Origin of the sequence: Sphingomonas carotinifaciens (assembly GCF_009789535.1) — a bacterium.
Lineage (GTDB): Bacteria > Pseudomonadota > Alphaproteobacteria > Sphingomonadales > Sphingomonadaceae > Sphingomonas > Sphingomonas carotinifaciens.
Window position 1 is genome coordinate 1,167,763 of record NZ_WSUT01000005.1, and the last position, 15,702, is coordinate 1,183,464.

16 protein-coding genes are annotated in these 15,702 nt (G+C 68.5%); 6 read left to right on the forward strand and 10 right to left on the reverse strand.

Annotation, left to right across the window (positions count from 1 at the left end; genetic code table 11):
• Nucleotides 1–539: 539 nt before the first annotated feature.
• From GQR91_RS07485 to GQR91_RS07505, 5 genes are read left to right on the forward strand one after another with little or no spacing between them, the layout of a single operon-like run.
• Complete coding sequence (locus GQR91_RS07485; protein WP_112381969.1) at nucleotides 540–1,874, forward strand: S41 family peptidase; 1,335 nt, start codon at nucleotides 540–542, stop codon at nucleotides 1,872–1,874.
• Complete coding sequence (locus GQR91_RS07490) at nucleotides 1,874–2,368, forward strand: disulfide bond formation protein B (protein WP_149682377.1); 495 nt, start codon at nucleotides 1,874–1,876, stop codon at nucleotides 2,366–2,368. Before GQR91_RS07485 ends, GQR91_RS07490 begins: the two co-directional genes overlap by 1 nt.
• Nucleotides 2,365–2,907 carry a demethoxyubiquinone hydroxylase family protein gene (locus tag GQR91_RS07495; protein ID WP_235903999.1) on the forward strand — a complete coding sequence of 181 codons (543 nt, stop codon included), beginning with the start codon at nucleotides 2,365–2,367 and terminating at the stop codon, nucleotides 2,905–2,907. The genes GQR91_RS07490 and GQR91_RS07495 overlap by 4 nt, the downstream gene beginning before the upstream one ends.
• Nucleotides 2,908–2,921: 14 nt before the next feature.
• Nucleotides 2,922–3,383, forward strand: coding sequence for a hypothetical protein (locus GQR91_RS07500; protein ID WP_112381971.1), 462 nt, complete (start codon nucleotides 2,922–2,924; stop codon nucleotides 3,381–3,383).
• Nucleotides 3,383–4,774 carry a hypothetical protein gene (locus tag GQR91_RS07505; RefSeq protein ID WP_149682233.1) on the forward strand — a complete coding sequence of 464 codons (1,392 nt, stop codon included), beginning with the start codon at nucleotides 3,383–3,385 and terminating at the stop codon, nucleotides 4,772–4,774. The genes GQR91_RS07500 and GQR91_RS07505 overlap by 1 nt, the downstream gene beginning before the upstream one ends.
• On the opposite strand, the gene GQR91_RS07510 is transcribed toward GQR91_RS07505, so the two are convergent.
• Entirely contained in the window at nucleotides 4,755–5,390 is a 636-nt protein-coding gene (locus GQR91_RS07510; RefSeq protein ID WP_112381973.1) for a DedA family protein, read from the reverse strand. The genes GQR91_RS07505 and GQR91_RS07510 overlap by 20 nt on opposite strands.
• A gap of 89 nt (nucleotides 5,391–5,479) precedes the next feature.
• On the opposite strand from GQR91_RS07510, the gene GQR91_RS07515 reads away from it, so the two are divergent.
• Nucleotides 5,480–6,277: an aldo/keto reductase gene (locus GQR91_RS07515; RefSeq protein WP_149682232.1), complete on the forward strand. Its 798-nt coding sequence runs from the start codon at nucleotides 5,480–5,482 to the stop codon at nucleotides 6,275–6,277.
• A gap of 268 nt (nucleotides 6,278–6,545) precedes the next feature.
• On the opposite strand, the gene GQR91_RS07520 is transcribed toward GQR91_RS07515, so the two are convergent.
• The 9 genes from GQR91_RS07520 to GQR91_RS07560 form a co-directional block, all read right to left on the reverse strand.
• Complete coding sequence (locus GQR91_RS07520; protein WP_149682231.1) at nucleotides 6,546–7,937, reverse strand: UdgX family uracil-DNA binding protein; 1,392 nt, start codon at nucleotides 7,935–7,937, stop codon at nucleotides 6,546–6,548.
• Nucleotides 7,938–7,972: 35 nt separating this feature from the next.
• On the reverse strand, nucleotides 7,973–8,458 hold the full coding sequence (locus GQR91_RS07525; protein WP_149682230.1) for a hemerythrin domain-containing protein: 486 nt from the start codon (nucleotides 8,456–8,458) through the stop codon (nucleotides 7,973–7,975).
• An 80-nt stretch (nucleotides 8,459–8,538) separates the two neighbouring features.
• The gene (locus GQR91_RS07530; protein ID WP_149682229.1) at nucleotides 8,539–9,792 is read right to left on the reverse strand and encodes a putative DNA modification/repair radical SAM protein; all 1,254 of its coding nucleotides are present in this window, start codon (nucleotides 9,790–9,792) and stop codon (nucleotides 8,539–8,541) included.
• A 259-nt stretch (nucleotides 9,793–10,051) separates the two neighbouring features.
• Nucleotides 10,052–10,561 (reverse strand): hypothetical protein, encoded by a 510-nt coding sequence (locus GQR91_RS07535; RefSeq protein ID WP_149682228.1) that lies wholly within the window; start codon nucleotides 10,559–10,561, stop codon nucleotides 10,052–10,054.
• Nucleotides 10,558–10,695 (reverse strand): hypothetical protein, encoded by a 138-nt coding sequence (locus tag GQR91_RS07540; protein ID WP_160146758.1) that lies wholly within the window; start codon nucleotides 10,693–10,695, stop codon nucleotides 10,558–10,560. The genes GQR91_RS07535 and GQR91_RS07540 overlap by 4 nt, the downstream gene beginning before the upstream one ends.
• Nucleotides 10,692–10,898 (reverse strand): hypothetical protein, encoded by a 207-nt coding sequence (locus GQR91_RS07545; protein WP_149682227.1) that lies wholly within the window; start codon nucleotides 10,896–10,898, stop codon nucleotides 10,692–10,694. The genes GQR91_RS07540 and GQR91_RS07545 overlap by 4 nt, the downstream gene beginning before the upstream one ends.
• A gap of 59 nt (nucleotides 10,899–10,957) precedes the next feature.
• The gene (locus GQR91_RS07550) at nucleotides 10,958–11,170 is read right to left on the reverse strand and encodes a cold-shock protein (RefSeq protein WP_112381980.1); all 213 of its coding nucleotides are present in this window, start codon (nucleotides 11,168–11,170) and stop codon (nucleotides 10,958–10,960) included.
• Nucleotides 11,171–11,376: 206 nt separating this feature from the next.
• Nucleotides 11,377–14,769 carry a chromosome segregation SMC family protein gene (locus tag GQR91_RS07555; protein ID WP_149682226.1) on the reverse strand — a complete coding sequence of 1,131 codons (3,393 nt, stop codon included), beginning with the start codon at nucleotides 14,767–14,769 and terminating at the stop codon, nucleotides 11,377–11,379.
• 181 nt (nucleotides 14,770–14,950) lie between these two features.
• Nucleotides 14,951–15,685, reverse strand: a complete 735-nt coding sequence (locus tag GQR91_RS07560; protein ID WP_149682225.1) for a DsbA family protein — start codon at nucleotides 15,683–15,685, stop codon at nucleotides 14,951–14,953.
• Nucleotides 15,686–15,702: the final 17 nt, after the last annotated feature.

The following is a 15,702-nucleotide window of genomic DNA, read 5'->3' on the forward strand; positions in this document are numbered from 1 at the left end:
CTCAGGATAAATTTCGGCGCGTGGTGCCGAAGTCGAAGGCCAAGCGCTAAGACTGTGCTTCGACTTCAGCTTAGCGCTGAAGTTTATCCTGAGCGGCTGGTTTGCCAGCCAGTCGAAGGGCTCAGCACGAACGGAGCGGGGTGAATCGGATTTCACGCAGCTTGCTCTAGATCGGTCGGAAACCGCTCTGGCGCCCGTCGAACGGGACGGTGGCGACCGTGTAGGCCAGTCCTGCCTCTTCGGCCGCCCATCGCAGCCGAAGATCACGCACGAACCCGCGGGGCCCATTGGGAACCCAGTCCAAGGTCCAGATGGTCAGCATGTCGCGCAATCTGCCATCCCCGTGATGGCCGCCGTGGCCCATCTTCTCCGGCAAAGATATCGCGCTGTCGGGGCGATCTGTCCACGGGATGGGCCGCCATTATCCAAACGGTTGCACCTCCTGCCGCCAGCCAGCCTCTGTTCAGCCGCGCTATCGCTTTGATCGGCGGCGCGGTTGCCGCTAATGTGGCATATTCCTCCAAGGCTCAGGACCCTCGATGCCCCGTCCGTTGCTTACTGCCACTGCGATCGTCGGCACGCTTGCCATGGTGCCGCTCGCCACCGCCGCGATGGCCGCCGTCGACAGCGGTACCTATCGCGAGTTCGACCAGTTCCTGGAGGTGTATAACCGCGTCAAGGCCGACTATGTCGACAAGGTCGATGACAAGACGCTGATAAAGGGTGCGATTCAGGGGATGCTGGCGGCGCTCGACCCGCATTCCAGCTATGTCGATGCGCTGGATTTCGACAATCTGAAGATCCAGACCGAGGGCAATTACGGCGGACTGGGCCTGACCGTTTCGATGGAGGATGGCGCGGTCAAGGTGATCGCGCCGCAGGAGGATACGCCGGCGGGGCGGGCGGGCATCAAGTCCGGCGACTATATCACGCATATCGACGGCAAGCTGATCTATGGCCAGTCGCTGGACGAGGCGATCGGCGTGATGCGCGGCAAGCCGGGGACCAAGATCGCACTGACGCTGGTGCGGCCGGGGCGCGACAAGCCGCTGGAGGTGACGCTGGTGCGCGAGGTGATCGTGCAGCGTCCGGTGAAGTGGGAAGTGCGCGGCGATGTCGGTTACATCAACATCAACACTTTCTCCGAGAACACCGGGGCGGATACGCGCGCGGCGATCATGGCGATCGACAAGTCGCTGGGGCATCGCCCGCTCGGCTACGTCGTCGATCTGCGCGACAATGGCGGCGGCCTGCTGACCCAGGCGATCGCGGTGTCCGACGCGTTTCTGGAGCGTGGCGAGATCGTGTCGCAGCGCGGCCGCGAGAAGAGCGATATCGAGCGTTATTATGCCAAGGCCGGCGATGACGCCCATGGCCTGCCGGTGATCGTGCTGACCAATTCGGGCACGGCCTCCGCCTCCGAAATCGTGGCGGGCGCGCTTCAGGATCATCACCGCGCGATCGTGATGGGCGAGCGGACGTTCGGCAAGGGATCGGTGCAGACGCTGCTGCCACTGGGGCCGGAAACGGCGCTGCGCCTGACCACGGCGCGCTACTACACGCCGTCCGGCCGTTCGGTGCAGGAGGGCGGGATCGAACCCGACCTGGCGGTGCCGCAGATTTCCGATCCCGATTACAAGTCACGCCCCGTGTTCCGGGAGGCCGACCTGCGCCGCCACCTGATCAACGAGGTGAAGGCCGACGACAAGATACTGGAAGAGGATACCAAGACCGATCCGCGCTTCGCCGCGACGCCCGACAGCCTGAAGAAGCAGGGGATCGAGGACTTCCAGCTTTATTATGCGCTCAAGACGATCGCGCGGCTGGGCGGGGCGACGCAGGTCGCCGCGGCGACCAAGCCGCCGGTGAAGTGATGGCGCGGCGGGTGACGGCGGGCGAACGGCAGGCGAACCGGATCGCGTTCCTGCTGCCGGCGGCACTGCTGGCGGGGGCATGGGCGTCGCAACTGATCGGCGGGCTGTACCCGTGCGAGATGTGCCACTGGCAACGCTGGCCGCATTATGCGGCACTGGTGCCGGCCTTTGCGGCGTTCTTCGTGCCCCAGCGCAGCATTCGCGGGTCGCTGATCATCCTGGCGGCGCTGCTGATCGCGGTGTCCGGTGCGATCGGGGTGGCGCATGCCGGGGTGGAATATGGTTGGTGGCAGGGCTTCACCGCCTGCACCTCCACGGTGCAGATGGGGGGCATGAGCGCGGCCGAACGGCTGGATGCGATCATGCGCGCGCCCGTCATCCGCTGCGACGTGGCGCAGTGGACGTTGGCCGGCATCTCGCTGGCCGGGTTCAACGCCCTCTTCTCGTTGGGGGGCGCGGCCACCATCTTGGTGCTGATGAGGAAGGCACGATGAGCGCTTTGGGATGGATGCCGGGCGACCGGCGCGAAACGACGCGGGCGATGATCCGGGTCGATCAGGCCGGCGAATATGGCGCCACCCGCATCTATGCGGGGCAGCTGGCGGTGCTGGGCGACCGGCACCCCTCGTCGCGGGCGATCCACCATATGGCGGAGCAGGAGGAGCGGCACCGCGCCTTTTTCGACCGGATGATCGTCGAACGGCGGGTGCGGCCGACGATACTCCAGCCCTTTTGGGACGTGGCCGGCTTCGCGCTGGGCGCGGTGACCGCGGCGATCGGGCCGAATGCGGCGATGGCGTGTACCGCCGCGGTCGAGACCGAGATCGACAAGCATTACCAGGCGCAGCTCGACCAGCTGGCGGACAGCGATCCGGAACTGTCCGAGGCGATCGCCGATTTCCAGGCCGAGGAGCTGGAACATCGCGACCATGCGCTGGCATCCGGCGCGGAGGAGACGTTCGGCTATCCGGTGTTGTATGGGTTCATCCGGCTGGGCTGCAAGGCGGCGATCGCCGCGGCGAAGCGGATCTGAGGGAGAGGGTGGTGATGACCAAGGCATGGCTGATGGCGCTGGTGCTGGTCGCCGGACCCGCGGCGGCGACGCAGGCGGTGCAGGGCGTGGCGCTGCCCGGTGCGACCAAGCCGAAGCCGGTGACGGGGCCGGGCGAGGTGTCGCGCAACGCGCCGGTCAACGGCGTGCTGACGCTGTTCGGCAACGAGCGCTGCCCGACCGACAATAACGGCAACGAGATCGTGGTGTGCGTGCGGCGCAGTGCCGAGGAACAGTTCCGCGTGCCCAAGGAACTGCGCGAGCTGCAGATCACGCCCGAGAATGAAAGCTGGGCGGTGCGCGCCACCGGTACGACGAACGAGGGCGTCGGCACGAACAGCATCGGCAGTTGCTCCACGATCGGGGCGGGCGGACAGACCGGCTGTTTCAACCAGCGCGTTCGCGAAAATCGTGCGGTGAACGCCGATCGGCGCCTGCAGGAGTCGCGTGTGCCCTGATGCGGAGGGGAATGCGGGCGGCGCTGTTCCTGCTGGTCTGGTTTTCCTGCGCCTGGTTCGGATCATGGGAGTTCAACCCCAACAACGCGACGCGCCTGTTCGCCGCCGTGGCGATGGTGGAGGACGGCAGCGCGCGGATCGATGCCTTTGCACCGATGACGATCGACAAGGCGGTGTTCGAGCGCCACGCCTATCTGGACAAGGCGCCGGGCATGACGCTGATGGCGCTGCCCGCGGTGTGGATCGCCGATCGGGTGACGGGCGAGCGGGCGGCGGATCATACGCTGGCGGTTTATGATCCGGGGTTCGAGCGGTACATGCGGTTGCGCACCCGGATCGCGGCGGCGACCGGGCCCGCGTTGCTGACGGCGATTGCCGCTGTCCTGTTGTTCGACATGGCGCTGATGGTGAGCGGATCGGCGGCGGCGGCGCTGTTCACCAGCCTGGGCTATGCGCTCGGCACGCCGGTCTGGGGCTGGTCCACGACGATCTTCGGCCATGCGGTGGTGGCGGCGCTGTTCGTGATCGCCGCTTGGAGCGGGATGCGTGGCGGTGCGCGCGGGCTGGCGGTCACGGGACTGGCGCTCGGCTGGGCGGTGGTGGTCGAATATCAGGCGGTGCTGGCCGGCAGCGTGATCGCGCTGTGGGCGATCTGGCGGGCACGGGGCGAGCCCCGGGCCGGGCGCAACGTCGGCGTGCTGATCGGGGCGGGGATGATCGGGCTGCTGCCGCTGCTGGCCTATAACCTGTTCGCGTTCGGCACCGTGTTCCGGGTCGGATATTCGGGCGTGGTCGGGTTCGAGGGGATGCAGCAGGGGCTGTTCGGGCTGACCATGCCGCGGATGGACGTGCTGAAGGCGATCCTGTTCAGCGTGCGGCGGGGGCTGATCTGGGTGGCGCCGATTCTGGCGCTGGCGGTGCCGGGATTGTGCCTGCTGGTGGAGGGGCGCCGGACGCGCGACATCGGCATCATGGCGGCGGGTGTGGTGGTGATCGCGCTGCTGGTGAATGCCGCCTATGTCTATTGGGATGGCGGCAATTCGACCGGGCCGCGCCATGCCATGCCGCTGGCGGGGCTTGCCGCGCTGGGGCTGGCCCAATTCTGGGCAGCGTTGCGATCGACCTGGGCGCGGATGATGGCCTGTGCGGTGCTGGCGCTGTCGATCGCGATCAACCTGGTGATCGCGTCGGCCGAGATCATGGCCTATGCCGCGGTGCCCAATGCGCTGCGGGACGCGGTGTGGCGGGAACGGTTCGTGACGGGGCAGTTGCGCACCATCCCCAATGAATGGTGGGGATGGTCGCCCTGGGAAGGGCTGGCGCTATGGGCCGTGGTGGCGGTGCCGCTGGTCGCGGCACTGGGCTGGAGCGTCAGGCGCGGGCGCGCTTGAGGCCGCGGATGCGGTGCCAGACGTAGAAGGCGACAGCCGCGACGAGCACGACGCCGATGAGCAGATCGGCCTGGTGGAAGAAGGCCTTGACCCGCGGATCGCTGTTCCACTTCTCGCCCAGCTCGCGCCCGACATAGGCAAGCGCGAGGCAGAAGGGCCAGGAGCCGATAAAGGTGTAGAGGTGGAAGGGCACCAGCTTCATGCGCGCGACGCCGGCGGGAAAGGCGATAAAGGTACGGATGACGGGCAGCAGGCGGCCGATCAGCACCGCCGCCGAGCCCCAGCGCGCGAAGAAACGGTCGGCCGCGTCGAGTTCGCCGGGGCCGATCAGAAGATAGCGACCCCAGCGCTCCGCCAGGGGGCGGCCGCCCCGCTTGCCGATCTCATAGGCGACGATCGAGCCGAGATTGCAGCCGAGCGCGCCGGCGGTCGCCGCCAGATAGAGGTCGAACCGGCCGGTGGAGACGAGATAGCCGGCAAAGGGCATGATGATCTCGGACGGCAGCGGAATGCATGCGCTTTCGATCGCCATGAGCAGCATGATGCCCAGATAGCCACCCGACGAAATGACCCAGATCGCAAAGGATGCGAGGGCGCCCAAAATCTGCTCGACCATGGGGTGCGGACTTGCGCGATCGCGATGCGGGCGTCAATCGCCCGCGTGGCCGGCGGAACCCGATCGGGGGGCGGGCGGTTGGCCCGGGCATGACCGATCTGACGCTGAACGACGGCCGCACCATGCCGCAACTGGGCATGGGCACCTTCAAGATTCCCGATGCCCATGTCGCCGCCATCGTGCGGCGCGGGCTGGATATCGGATACCGACTGGTCGACACCGCCGCGATCTACAACAACGAGCGCGGGGTGGGCGACGGTTACAAGGGCGCCGATGCGTTCCTGACCACCAAGCTGTGGAACGACCGGCACCGCGATGCCGAGGCGGCGCTGGACGAGAGCCTGGCGCTCCTGGGTGTCGAGGCGGTCGACCTCTACCTGATCCACTGGCCGGTGCCCGCGGCGGGCGATCATGTCGAGGCGTGGAAGTCCGTGGTGGCTCTGCGCGAGGCGGGCAAGGCGAAGTCGATCGGCGTGTCCAACTTCCTGCCCGAGCATCTGGATGCGATCATCGATGCGACGGGCGTCGCGCCGGCGGTCAACCAGATCGAGCTGCACCCGAATTTCCAGCAGCGGGCTTTGCGCGACTATCATGCCGACAAGGGTATCGTGACGCAGAGCTGGAGCCCGCTGGGGCAGGGTGGCCCGTTGCTCAAGGATCCGGTGATCGCCGGGATCGCGGAGAAGCACGGGCGGTCGGCGGCACAGGTGGTGATCGCCTGGCATTTGGCGCACGGTCTGTCGGTGATCCCCAAGGCGGCGGATGCGGAGCATCTGAGCGACAATTTCGCGAGCAGCGACCTGACGCTGGATACCGAGGATATGGCCGCGATCGACGGGCTGGACCGGGAGGATGGGCGGATCGGGCCGGATCCCGCGACGTTCTGAGGGCTGTCTGCGACAAGGGAGCATTTCCAGACCGCTCGGTTCCTGCTGAGCGAGGCTGTGCTTCGACTTCGCTCAGCACGAACGGATGGTGGGGAGAAAACGCGGTCGTGGTGATGGAGTGACACGCGGCATTTTAGAGTGAAAAATTCGATCGCCTTCGGTCACTCTCACCCTTCCTCGGCTGCGCCGCTCCCTCCAGCAGCGGGAGAGGGAAAAAACGCCGAAAGCGGCGAAGGGTGAGGGCGACCACCTACGATCAAATTCGACCCTAGCCCGTCAGTGCGGCATGCGCTTGTTTCAGGTCCTCCACGAAGCGGGCATATTCCGCTTCTGCCGCGGCCGGGTCGGGAAGGCGTAGCAGGTAGCTGGGGTGGACGGTGATGAACGCCGTGCCGCCGTCCGCCAGCGTCTGGGCGCGGCCGCGTTCGCGGCTGATCGTCATCGTGCGGCCGAATAGCGAACGTGCGGCGGTGGCACCGAGCGCCACGGTAACCTTGGGCTGAATCAGCATCTGTTCCTGTTCGATCCACCAGCGGCATGCGTCGATCTCGCCGGTGTTCGGCTTGGCATGGATGCGGCGCTTGCCGCGGGGTTCGAACTTGAAGTGCTTGACCGCATTGGTGACATAGGCGCGGGTGCGGTCGACACCGGCCTGCGCCAGCGCGCGGTCGAACAATTGGCCGGCCGGGCCGACAAAGGGGCGGCCGGCCAGATCCTCCTGGTCGCCAGGCTGTTCGCCGACGAACATCAGCGGCGCATCGACCGGCCCCTCGCCAAAAACCGTCTGCGTCGCCGGCTTGTAGAGCGGGCAGCGGGTGCAGCCGGCGGCTTCCTCGCGCAGCGCCTCCCACGCCATCTGGCTGTTGCCGCCCACCTCCTGCCGTGCGGTGTCGATCATGCGCGCCTCCCGTGCCTGTGCGCCGGCGATCAGTTGCGGGACCAGCGCGGTTTCCGGCATGTTCTTCCAGTATTTGCGCGGCATCTCCTTCAACATCGCGCCGACCTTCATGCGGGCGGGATTGAAGATGCTGGCATAATAGGTCTTCCACACCTCCTCGGTCGGGTCGCCATCGGGGGCGTCGGCCTTGCTGGCGGCGGGGCCCTCGCTGAGCGTTTCGCCGTCCCAGTGCAGCGACACCTCCGGCGTCAGGATCGACCAGCGCATCGAGGCGAAGCGATTGACGAAAAAGGCGGCGTTGGCGCGGACGATATGATGGTCGGGTTCGAACCAGGCGACGAAGCGCGGCGTGCCGTCCTCGTCCACCTCGCGGAAGCGGACGAATGCGCGCATCTTGTGAATGTCGCGTCGAACGTCCTTGGCGAGCGATTCCAGTCGGCGGACCAGCGGATCGGCCTGATCCTCCAGCAATTTGGGCTGGGTACGCAGCCGGGTCAGCGCGGTGTAGAGCAGCGCCCAGCGCTCGGGATCGGAGGCCAGCGCGGCGCGGCGGGCAAGGTCCATGAACGGGCGGGGCACCGAGAAGCCGGCGTTTGGTGAGGGCGCGGCGTGCGCCACGGCCTCACCCGCGAACAGGTCGGTGGGGGTGGTGCCGACCTGCCAGACGATGTCGTCGGGCGGTACGCCGTCTGCGGCGAGGCCGCGCGCGGCGTCACGCCAACCGTCGAAATCATCGGGCTGGGGGAGGGTGACGACGCGCATCGTTCAGCCGGCCGCCCCGACGGTCATCCGGTCGATCATTCGCGCTCGTCGCCGCCCGGCGGGTTCGCCTTGGCTTCTTCCAGTTCCTTGGGCTTGCGGTCCTCATAGATCTGGCCAAGCTTCTGCTCGGTCGCGTCGTCGAGTTCCTTCTCCGCGGCGGGGAACATCTCTTCCTCCTCCTCATCGATATGATGCTCGTAGCGGTGACGCATGTGGTAGAATTTCGACTCCCATTCGTCGGAGGCGAAATCGAGGTCCATCAACTCGCCGAGCAGGTCGTCTACCTCCTTGTGCTCGCTGACTGAATGGCGGGCATCGTCGCGCAGTTCGGGGTCGCCGAGCATGGTGGCGTAGAGCGACTCCTCCTCGGCGGCGGCGTGGCTTTGCACCTCCAGCCGGAAAGCCTCGAACAGCTTCTGGCGCTCGGACGAATCGCCCTTCAGCTCGGCCAGTTGCTTGAGCATGTCGCGCTGCTTGTCATGGTCGCGCTTCAGGTCGGCGTAGATTTGAGCGGTGGCCATCGGTGCTGTCTCCTTTGGCCGGTTCAACCGGCGAAAGGCTTGCTCGTTTCATCCGCGATTCATTCTCACACCAGAGCGTGTCAGGCGGCGAACAGTTCGAGTTGCTCCTTCTTCTTCTTGGGGACGACCAGCGTCTTCAGGTCGGCGCGATCGGACAGGATGACTGGGCGCCAATCCTCAGTGACGATGAACGGGCGCAGCTTGGCGACCGAGACGGTGAGGCGGGCGACATCGTCGAGGCGCAGGCGGCGCCAGCGGCGGCTGGCGAGGATGCCGTTCACCGCCTTCACCCCCAGGCCGGGCACGCGGAGCAGGAGTTCGCGCGGCGCGCGGTTGACGTCGACGGGAAAATGCTGCCGGAACTTCAGCGCCCAGGCCAGTTTCGGATCGATATCGAGCGGTAGCATGCCGGTGGCATCGTCGGCGGCGGCGACGACCTCGTGCGGCTGATATTCGTAGAAGCGCATCAGCCAGTCCGACTGGTAGAGGCGATGTTCGCGCATCAGCGGCGGGCGCTGGAGCGGGAGCACGGCGGACGCGTCGGGGATCGGGCTGAACGCGGAATAATAGACGCGGCGAAGCTGGAAACGGTCGTAGAGGGTCGAGGCGCGCGAGACGATGTCGCGGTCGGTGGCCGCATCGGCGCCGACGATCATCTGCGTCGACTGGCCGGCGGGCGCGAAGCGGGGGGCGGACTTGTAGCGCTTGGCCGCATCGCGCGTGTCGATGATCGAGGACTTCACATCGGCCATCGCACCCTCGATCCGGGCGCCGTCCTTCTCCGGGGCGAGACGCTTCAGTCCGCCGGCGGTGGGAAGCTCGACGTTGATCGAGACGCGGTCGGCATACAGGCCGGCGAGGCGGACGAGCTCCGGATCGGCGTCGGGGATCGTCTTGAGATGGATATAGCCGCGGAAATGATGGTCCTCCCGCAAGGCGCGGGCGACCTCCACCATCTGCTCCATGGTATAGTTGGACGAGCGGATGATGCCCGAGGAGAGAAACAGACCCTCAATATAATTGCGCTTGTAGAAGGCGATGGTCAGCTTCACGACCTCATCCGCGGTGAAGCGGGCGCGGCGGACGTTCGAGGATTTGCGGTTGATGCAATAATGGCAGTCGAAGATGCAGCTGTTGGTCAGCAGGATCTTGAGCAAGCTGATACAGCGACCGTCGGGCGCATAGGCGTGGCAGATACCCATGCCCTCGGTCGAGCCCAGCCCCTTGCCATCGCGGCTGTTCCGCTTGGCGGTGCCGGAGGACGCACAGGATGCGTCATATTTCGCAGCGTCGGCAAGGATTTCGAGCTTCTGCCGGGTGTCGAGCTGCGCCATTCGTTCGATATATGTTCGGGGGGCGGCAGGGGCAAGGCGCGGCGCGGACCTGCCGGTGATTCGCGGGGCAAAAAGCGCGCGGGGAGGGTGCCAAGAGCGTGGAAGTGGACACTACGTCCCCCGGTCCGTGTCCACTTACTATTGTTGCAATCGCAATATGGCGGATCGGGGCGGGACCTGATGGCACCGGGGGCATGCCGGCGTCATAGCAGGTCGGGCGGGTGTAGGACAGTTCGGCACAGGCGATGCCGGCGGCGGTTCAGGCGCGGACGAGGCGATCGGCCAGATGCTGGTAGAAGGCGCAGGTGTCGGCAAGATCGGCGCCCGACAGATGGAGATGCTCGCCCACCGCATAGCGGCGCAGCGTGGTCGAGGCAGGGGCGGGCCAGCCGGCGGTCATCCAGCGGCCGCGGGGCAGATCGGGGCGGCGTACCCAGCCGTCATGATGGAACAGGCAGGTGCGCGACCGGCACAGGGCGTTGAGACGCGCCTGGTCGGCCGCCATGTCCCACCGGGCATGGGCGTGGCCGCCCAGCTTGTTCGCGGTGGTATGGTGGAGCGACAGCGGGCGTATCGGCTCGCCGCCGGCGATCTCGTCCATGAGGACGTGGAGGAAGCGGTCCAGTTCGCGCAGGCAGTTGCCGAGATACAGCGCGCGGACGCGGCCGCCATGCCCGGTCGGCCAGGGCGTGCCGAAGGCGGTGCCGGCGGCGATAGCGGCGAGGAACCGGGTACCGCGACGCATGGTGTCGTAGGCGGGGCCGCTCACCGGCGGCTGCGCCAGTAATGCCAGCGCAACAGACGAAAGATCAGGCCGCGCGACAGCCACGCGACCAGGACGATGCCGGCGAAAAGAAGAGGGAAGAACAGGACGAGCGGGATGGACGCCGGCCCCAGCGTCATTCGGCGGCGATCACCGCGGCGTGCTGAACCTTTGCCTCCCGATCGGCGCGCAGCTTTTCGGTACGTTCGGCACGCGAGGCCATGACCTCCCACGAGGCGGCGGCGCGTTCGCATTGTTCGCGGACGTTGGTCAGCGTCGCCTCGCCCGCAGCGGTGCGCTGGATCGTGGCCTGCTGGCGGAAAAAGGCTGCATCGTTCGACATGGTGGCATCTCCGTTGCGGCAAAGAGAAATGGCGGCCCGGACGGGCCGCCATTCGAAGATCAGTCGATCGGCTGGAGATTGACTGCCGCCATCTTGCCGCGGCGATCCTGTTCCAGTTCGTAGCCGACGCGCTGATCCTGGTTCAGCGTGATCATGCCGGCGCGTTCCACCGCGGAGATATGGACGAAAGCGTCCGCGCCACCCGTGTCGGGTGCGATGAAGCCATAGCCCTTGTCCGCATTGAAGAACTTGACGGTGCCGGTAATGCTCATGAATTTTCCTTCGTTCGAGGGCGTGCCGAAGACCGGTGCGCCCGGTGCCGTGGCTGCAGGGAAAGAAGGAGAATGGGCCGCAAAGCGCCGAAAACCGTCGATATGCGACTAAAGCAGGTCCAACATGGGGATGCGGGGGCGGGGATGCAAGGCCCCTGACCGCCGACTGCATCGGCCCCGAGATCTTCTTGCTGCGGGCAGAAGGATTATTCGGCCGCGATCAGGGTGCTGGCGGCCTGGAGGTCGACCGAGACCAGCCGGCTGACGCCGCGTTCGACCATGGTGACCCCGAACAGGCGGTGCATGCGGCTCATGGTGACGGCATTGTGGGTGACGATCAGGTAGCGCGTGTCGGTTTCGCGCGTCATCCGGTCGAGCAGGTCGCAGAAGCGTTCGATATTGGCGTCGTCGAGCGGGGCATCGACCTCGTCCAGCACGCAGATCGGCGCAGGGTTGGTGAGAAACAGCGCAAAGATCAGCGCGATCGCGGTCAGTGCCTGTTCGCCGCCCGACAGAAGCGTCAGCGACTGGAGCCGCTTGCCGGGGGGCTGCGCCATGATCTCCAGCCCGGCCTCCAGCGGATCGTCCGAATCGACCATTTCGAGATGCGCCGATCCGCCGTCGAACAGGGTGGTGAAGAGGCGGCGGAAATGGGCGTCGACCGCGGCAAAGGCGGTAAGCAGCCGCTGGCGCCCTTCGCGGTTGAGGGTGCCGATCGAGCCGCGCAGCCGCTGCACCGCCTCGCCCAGCTCGTCGCGGTCGGCGATGGTGGCGCGGCCGGCTTGCTCCAGCTCGGCCAGTTCGGCCTCCGCGACCAGATTGACCGGGCCGAGCCGGTCGCGCTCGGCATTGCGCTTCTCATGCGCGGCGGCCTCGGCCTGCGGGGTATCGACGGTGGTGCTGTCGAATTCCAGCTTGGCGGGGAGGACGGGGGCGGGGCAGCCGAACCGCTCGCCGGAGACGCGGCCCATCTCGACGCGGCGGAGTTCGTGGGATTCGACGCGCGCCGCGGCGGTGGCGCGACCCTCGCGCGCGGTGGCCAGCGCTTCCTGCGCGCGGGTCGATGCCGCCTCGGCCTCGCGCACGGCCGTGTCGGCGGCGCGTTCGTCGGCCTGAAGGGCATCGGCGCGGGTGCGGGCGGCGGCGTGGTCGCCGTCCAGCCGTTCGATCTCCACGGCCAGCGCGGCAGGGCGCTCGGCCAGGGCGGCAATGTCGCGGTCGAGATCGGCGGCGCGGGTAGCCATCGCGGCGATGCGCGCCGCCGCCTCGTCTGCGCGGGTGCGCCAGCCCGATGCCTCGGCCAGTGCGGCGGTGCGGCGCTCGCGCGCGGCGGCGAGCGTGCGGTCGCGGGCGAGCCGGTCGGTGCGCGCCGTGGCGACGGCGCCGCGGGCGGCCTGCGCCTCGGCTTGCAGGCGCTCCACCTGGCTGGCGGCGACGCCATCGGGGAGGGCGGCCAGCGCATCCTCCGCGGCGGACAGCGCAGTGGCGGCGTCGCCGACCTGCGCGTCGAGCTGCGCGACGCGGTTGGCGAGGTCGGTGCGCTGGGCGGCCAGTCGCTCAAGCTGGGCGGTGGCACGGTCCTCGGCACGCTGGGCGTCGCGGGTGTCGGTATCGGCGCGGGCGAGCAGCGCGCGGGCCGAGGCGGCGGCGGCGCGGGCGCGGGCGAGGCGCTCGTCGATCGCGGCGCGCTGGCGGGTGGCGGTGTCGACCGCGGCTTGCGCGAGGGGGCGTTCCGCCTCGATCGCCGCGAGACGGTTGCGGCGTTCGAGGCGCTCGGCCGCGGCGGCACCACCCCCCTCGGTGGCGTAGCCGTCCCAGCGGCGGACATGACCCTCGCGGGTGACGAGGCGCTGACCACAGGCGAGCGTCTGGCCCGAATCGACCTCGACCAGCCAGATCTGCGACAGGCGGCGGGTGAGCGCCTCGGGCGCCTCGACCCGCGCGGCGAGCGGCAGCGTGCCGACGGGGGGCAGGGGATCGTCGGGGTCGAGCGGCGAGCCGGTCCAGTCGGACAGGACGCTGTCGAGCTCGTCGCCCAGCGCGGCGGCAAGCGCGCGTTCGAAACCGGGTTCGGCACGAACCGCATCGAGCAGGCGGTCGTCGCCGCGCTGGGTGGCGCGGGTCAGTGCGGCGGCCTCCGCATCGAGCGCGGCAAGGGCGGCGAGCGCGGCGGCGCGGGCGGCCTCGGCGGGATCGCGCTCGGCGATCGCGTCGGCTTCGCTGGTTTCGGCCCATTGCAGCGCGGCGCGGGCGCGGGCGGCCTGTTCGACGGCGGCCTCTTGCGCGGCGAGCGCGGCGTCACGGTCGGTTTCGAAGCGGGCGGCGTCGGCGAGGGCGGCGAGGCTGTGGGCGGCCTGGGCGGCGTCGCGGCGGGCGCGGTCGTGCGCCTGGGCGGCGGCGGCGCGGGCGGCGGTGGCGACGCGGCGCTCCGCGGATTCGGCGGCATGGGCGGAGAGCGCCCGGGCGAGCGCGACCTCGACATCGCGGGCGTCGCGCTCGGCATCGGCCAGCGCGGCGTCGAGCAGGGGGAGGGCGGCGGTCGCCTCCGCGATCGTCGCGTCGAGCGAGGCGGCTTCGTCGGCGAGGCGGGAAAGTGCGGCGGCGGCGTCGCGCGCCAGGGCGTTTTCGCGCGCATGGTCCTCGGCGATGCGGGCGCGGGCGGCGGTCATGTCGTCCAGGCGGCGCTGGAGGCCGTGGCGCTGGTCGCGGGCGCGGGTGAGGGCGTGGGCGGCCTCCGCGGCGCGGTCGCGGGCGGCAAGGGCGTCGGCGCGCAGGGTGGCGAGGCGGCGGGCGGCGCGGGTGACCGCCGCGGTGGCGGCGGCGGCGGCGGCGGTGGCGGTGGCGACAAGCAATTCGGCCTGTTCCGCCAGTGCCTTGGCCGCGTTGGCGGCGTCGGCCGCGTCGCGCCAGCGGGCAAAGACCATGCGCGCCTCCGCAACGCGGATCTGGTCGGAGAGCAGGCGATAGCGCTCCGCCGTGCGGGCCTGGCGGCGAAGCGCCGCGAGACGCTGGTCCTGATCGGCGATGACCTCGTCCAGTCGGGCGAGGTTCGCCTCGGTCGCGCGCAGCTTGGCCTCGGCATCGCGGCGGCGGACGTGGAGGCCGGCGATGCCGGCGGCTTCTTCCAGCATCGCACGGCGCTCGGCCGGTCGTGCGGCGATGACGGCGCTGATCCGGTTCTGGCTGACCAGCGCCGGCGAATGCGCGCCGGTGGCGGCGTCGGCGAAGAGCAGCGCGACATCCTTGCCCCGCACGTCGCGCCCGTCGATCCGGTAGGCGGAGCCGGCGCCACGCTCGATCCGGCGGACGATCTCGGTTTCCTGCGGGCCGGTGGCGGAGGGGATCTCGGCGAGGAGCGACACCTCGGCAAAGTCGCGCGGCGGGCGGCTGGTGGTGCCCGCGAAGATCACATCCTCCATGCCGGCACCGCGCATCGATTTGGCGCTGGTCTCCCCCATCGTCCAGCGCAGCGCTTCGAGAAGGTTCGACTTGCCGCAGCCATTTGGCCCGACGACGCCGGTCAGGCCGGGTTCGATGCGTAGATCGGCCGGGTCGACGAAGCTCTTGAAGCCGGTGATGCGAAGGCGCTTGATCTGCACCGGTGCGTCTTACCTCCGGAGGTGGGAGACCGCCAGCGTTGCGCGGCTTGGCGGCCCCTCACCCTTCCACCGCTTCGCGGCGGGCTCCTCCAGCATCAGGTCGCCCATGCCCCCGGCATGGGCTGAACAGCGCGGGGCGCTGTTCACCTGATGCTCCCCGGAGGGGAGAGGGCCGGTCGGGTCAGGCGCCGTTCTGCTTCAGCGCGCTCTCGATGTCCTTCCAGCTGATCGCGTTGGGGACGACCTTGCCGTTGATAAGGAAGGTGGGGGTGCCGGACACGGTGCCGTCCTGCGTCTTGTCCTGCGTCTGCTTGGTCAGGCGGTCGATCTCGCCCATGTTGGCGAGGCATGCCCGCGCCTTGGGCTCGGGGATGCCGCGCTGCTTGACGAAGTTGATGAGGTCCATCTGCTCGGCCATCATGCGGATCGCATCGACGGGCTTTGCCGCCTGAAGCTGCTGCTGCATGGCCTGCGGCATCGCCTGCAGCTTGTCGTTGAAGCCGTTCTGCGCCTGGTACATCTGTTCGAGCAGCGGGAAGAAGGGCTGTGCGCCGCCGCACTGACCGAGCAGCGCCGGCGGCAGATCGGGCGCGCCGTGGACGAGGAATTCGCGGAATTCGAACGAGACCTTGCCCGAGCCGACATAGTTCTTCGTCAGCGGCTCATAGGCTTCGCGGGCGAAGGCGCCGCAGGTGGGGCACAGGCGCGAGCCATATTCGACCAGCTTGATCGGGGCGTTGGGGTTGCCCATCACATAGCCTTCCGCCGTCTTGGACACGGTGTCGGTCCAGTTCTGGCCGGCAGGGGCGGCGACCGGGGCGACCGGGCTGGCCGCGGTGGTGCTGTTGCCGTCGCCGCCGCCGCCGCAGGCGGCGAGAACGAGCGTGAGGGCCAGCGGGGCAAGACGACGCATCATGGCATGGATACTCCGTT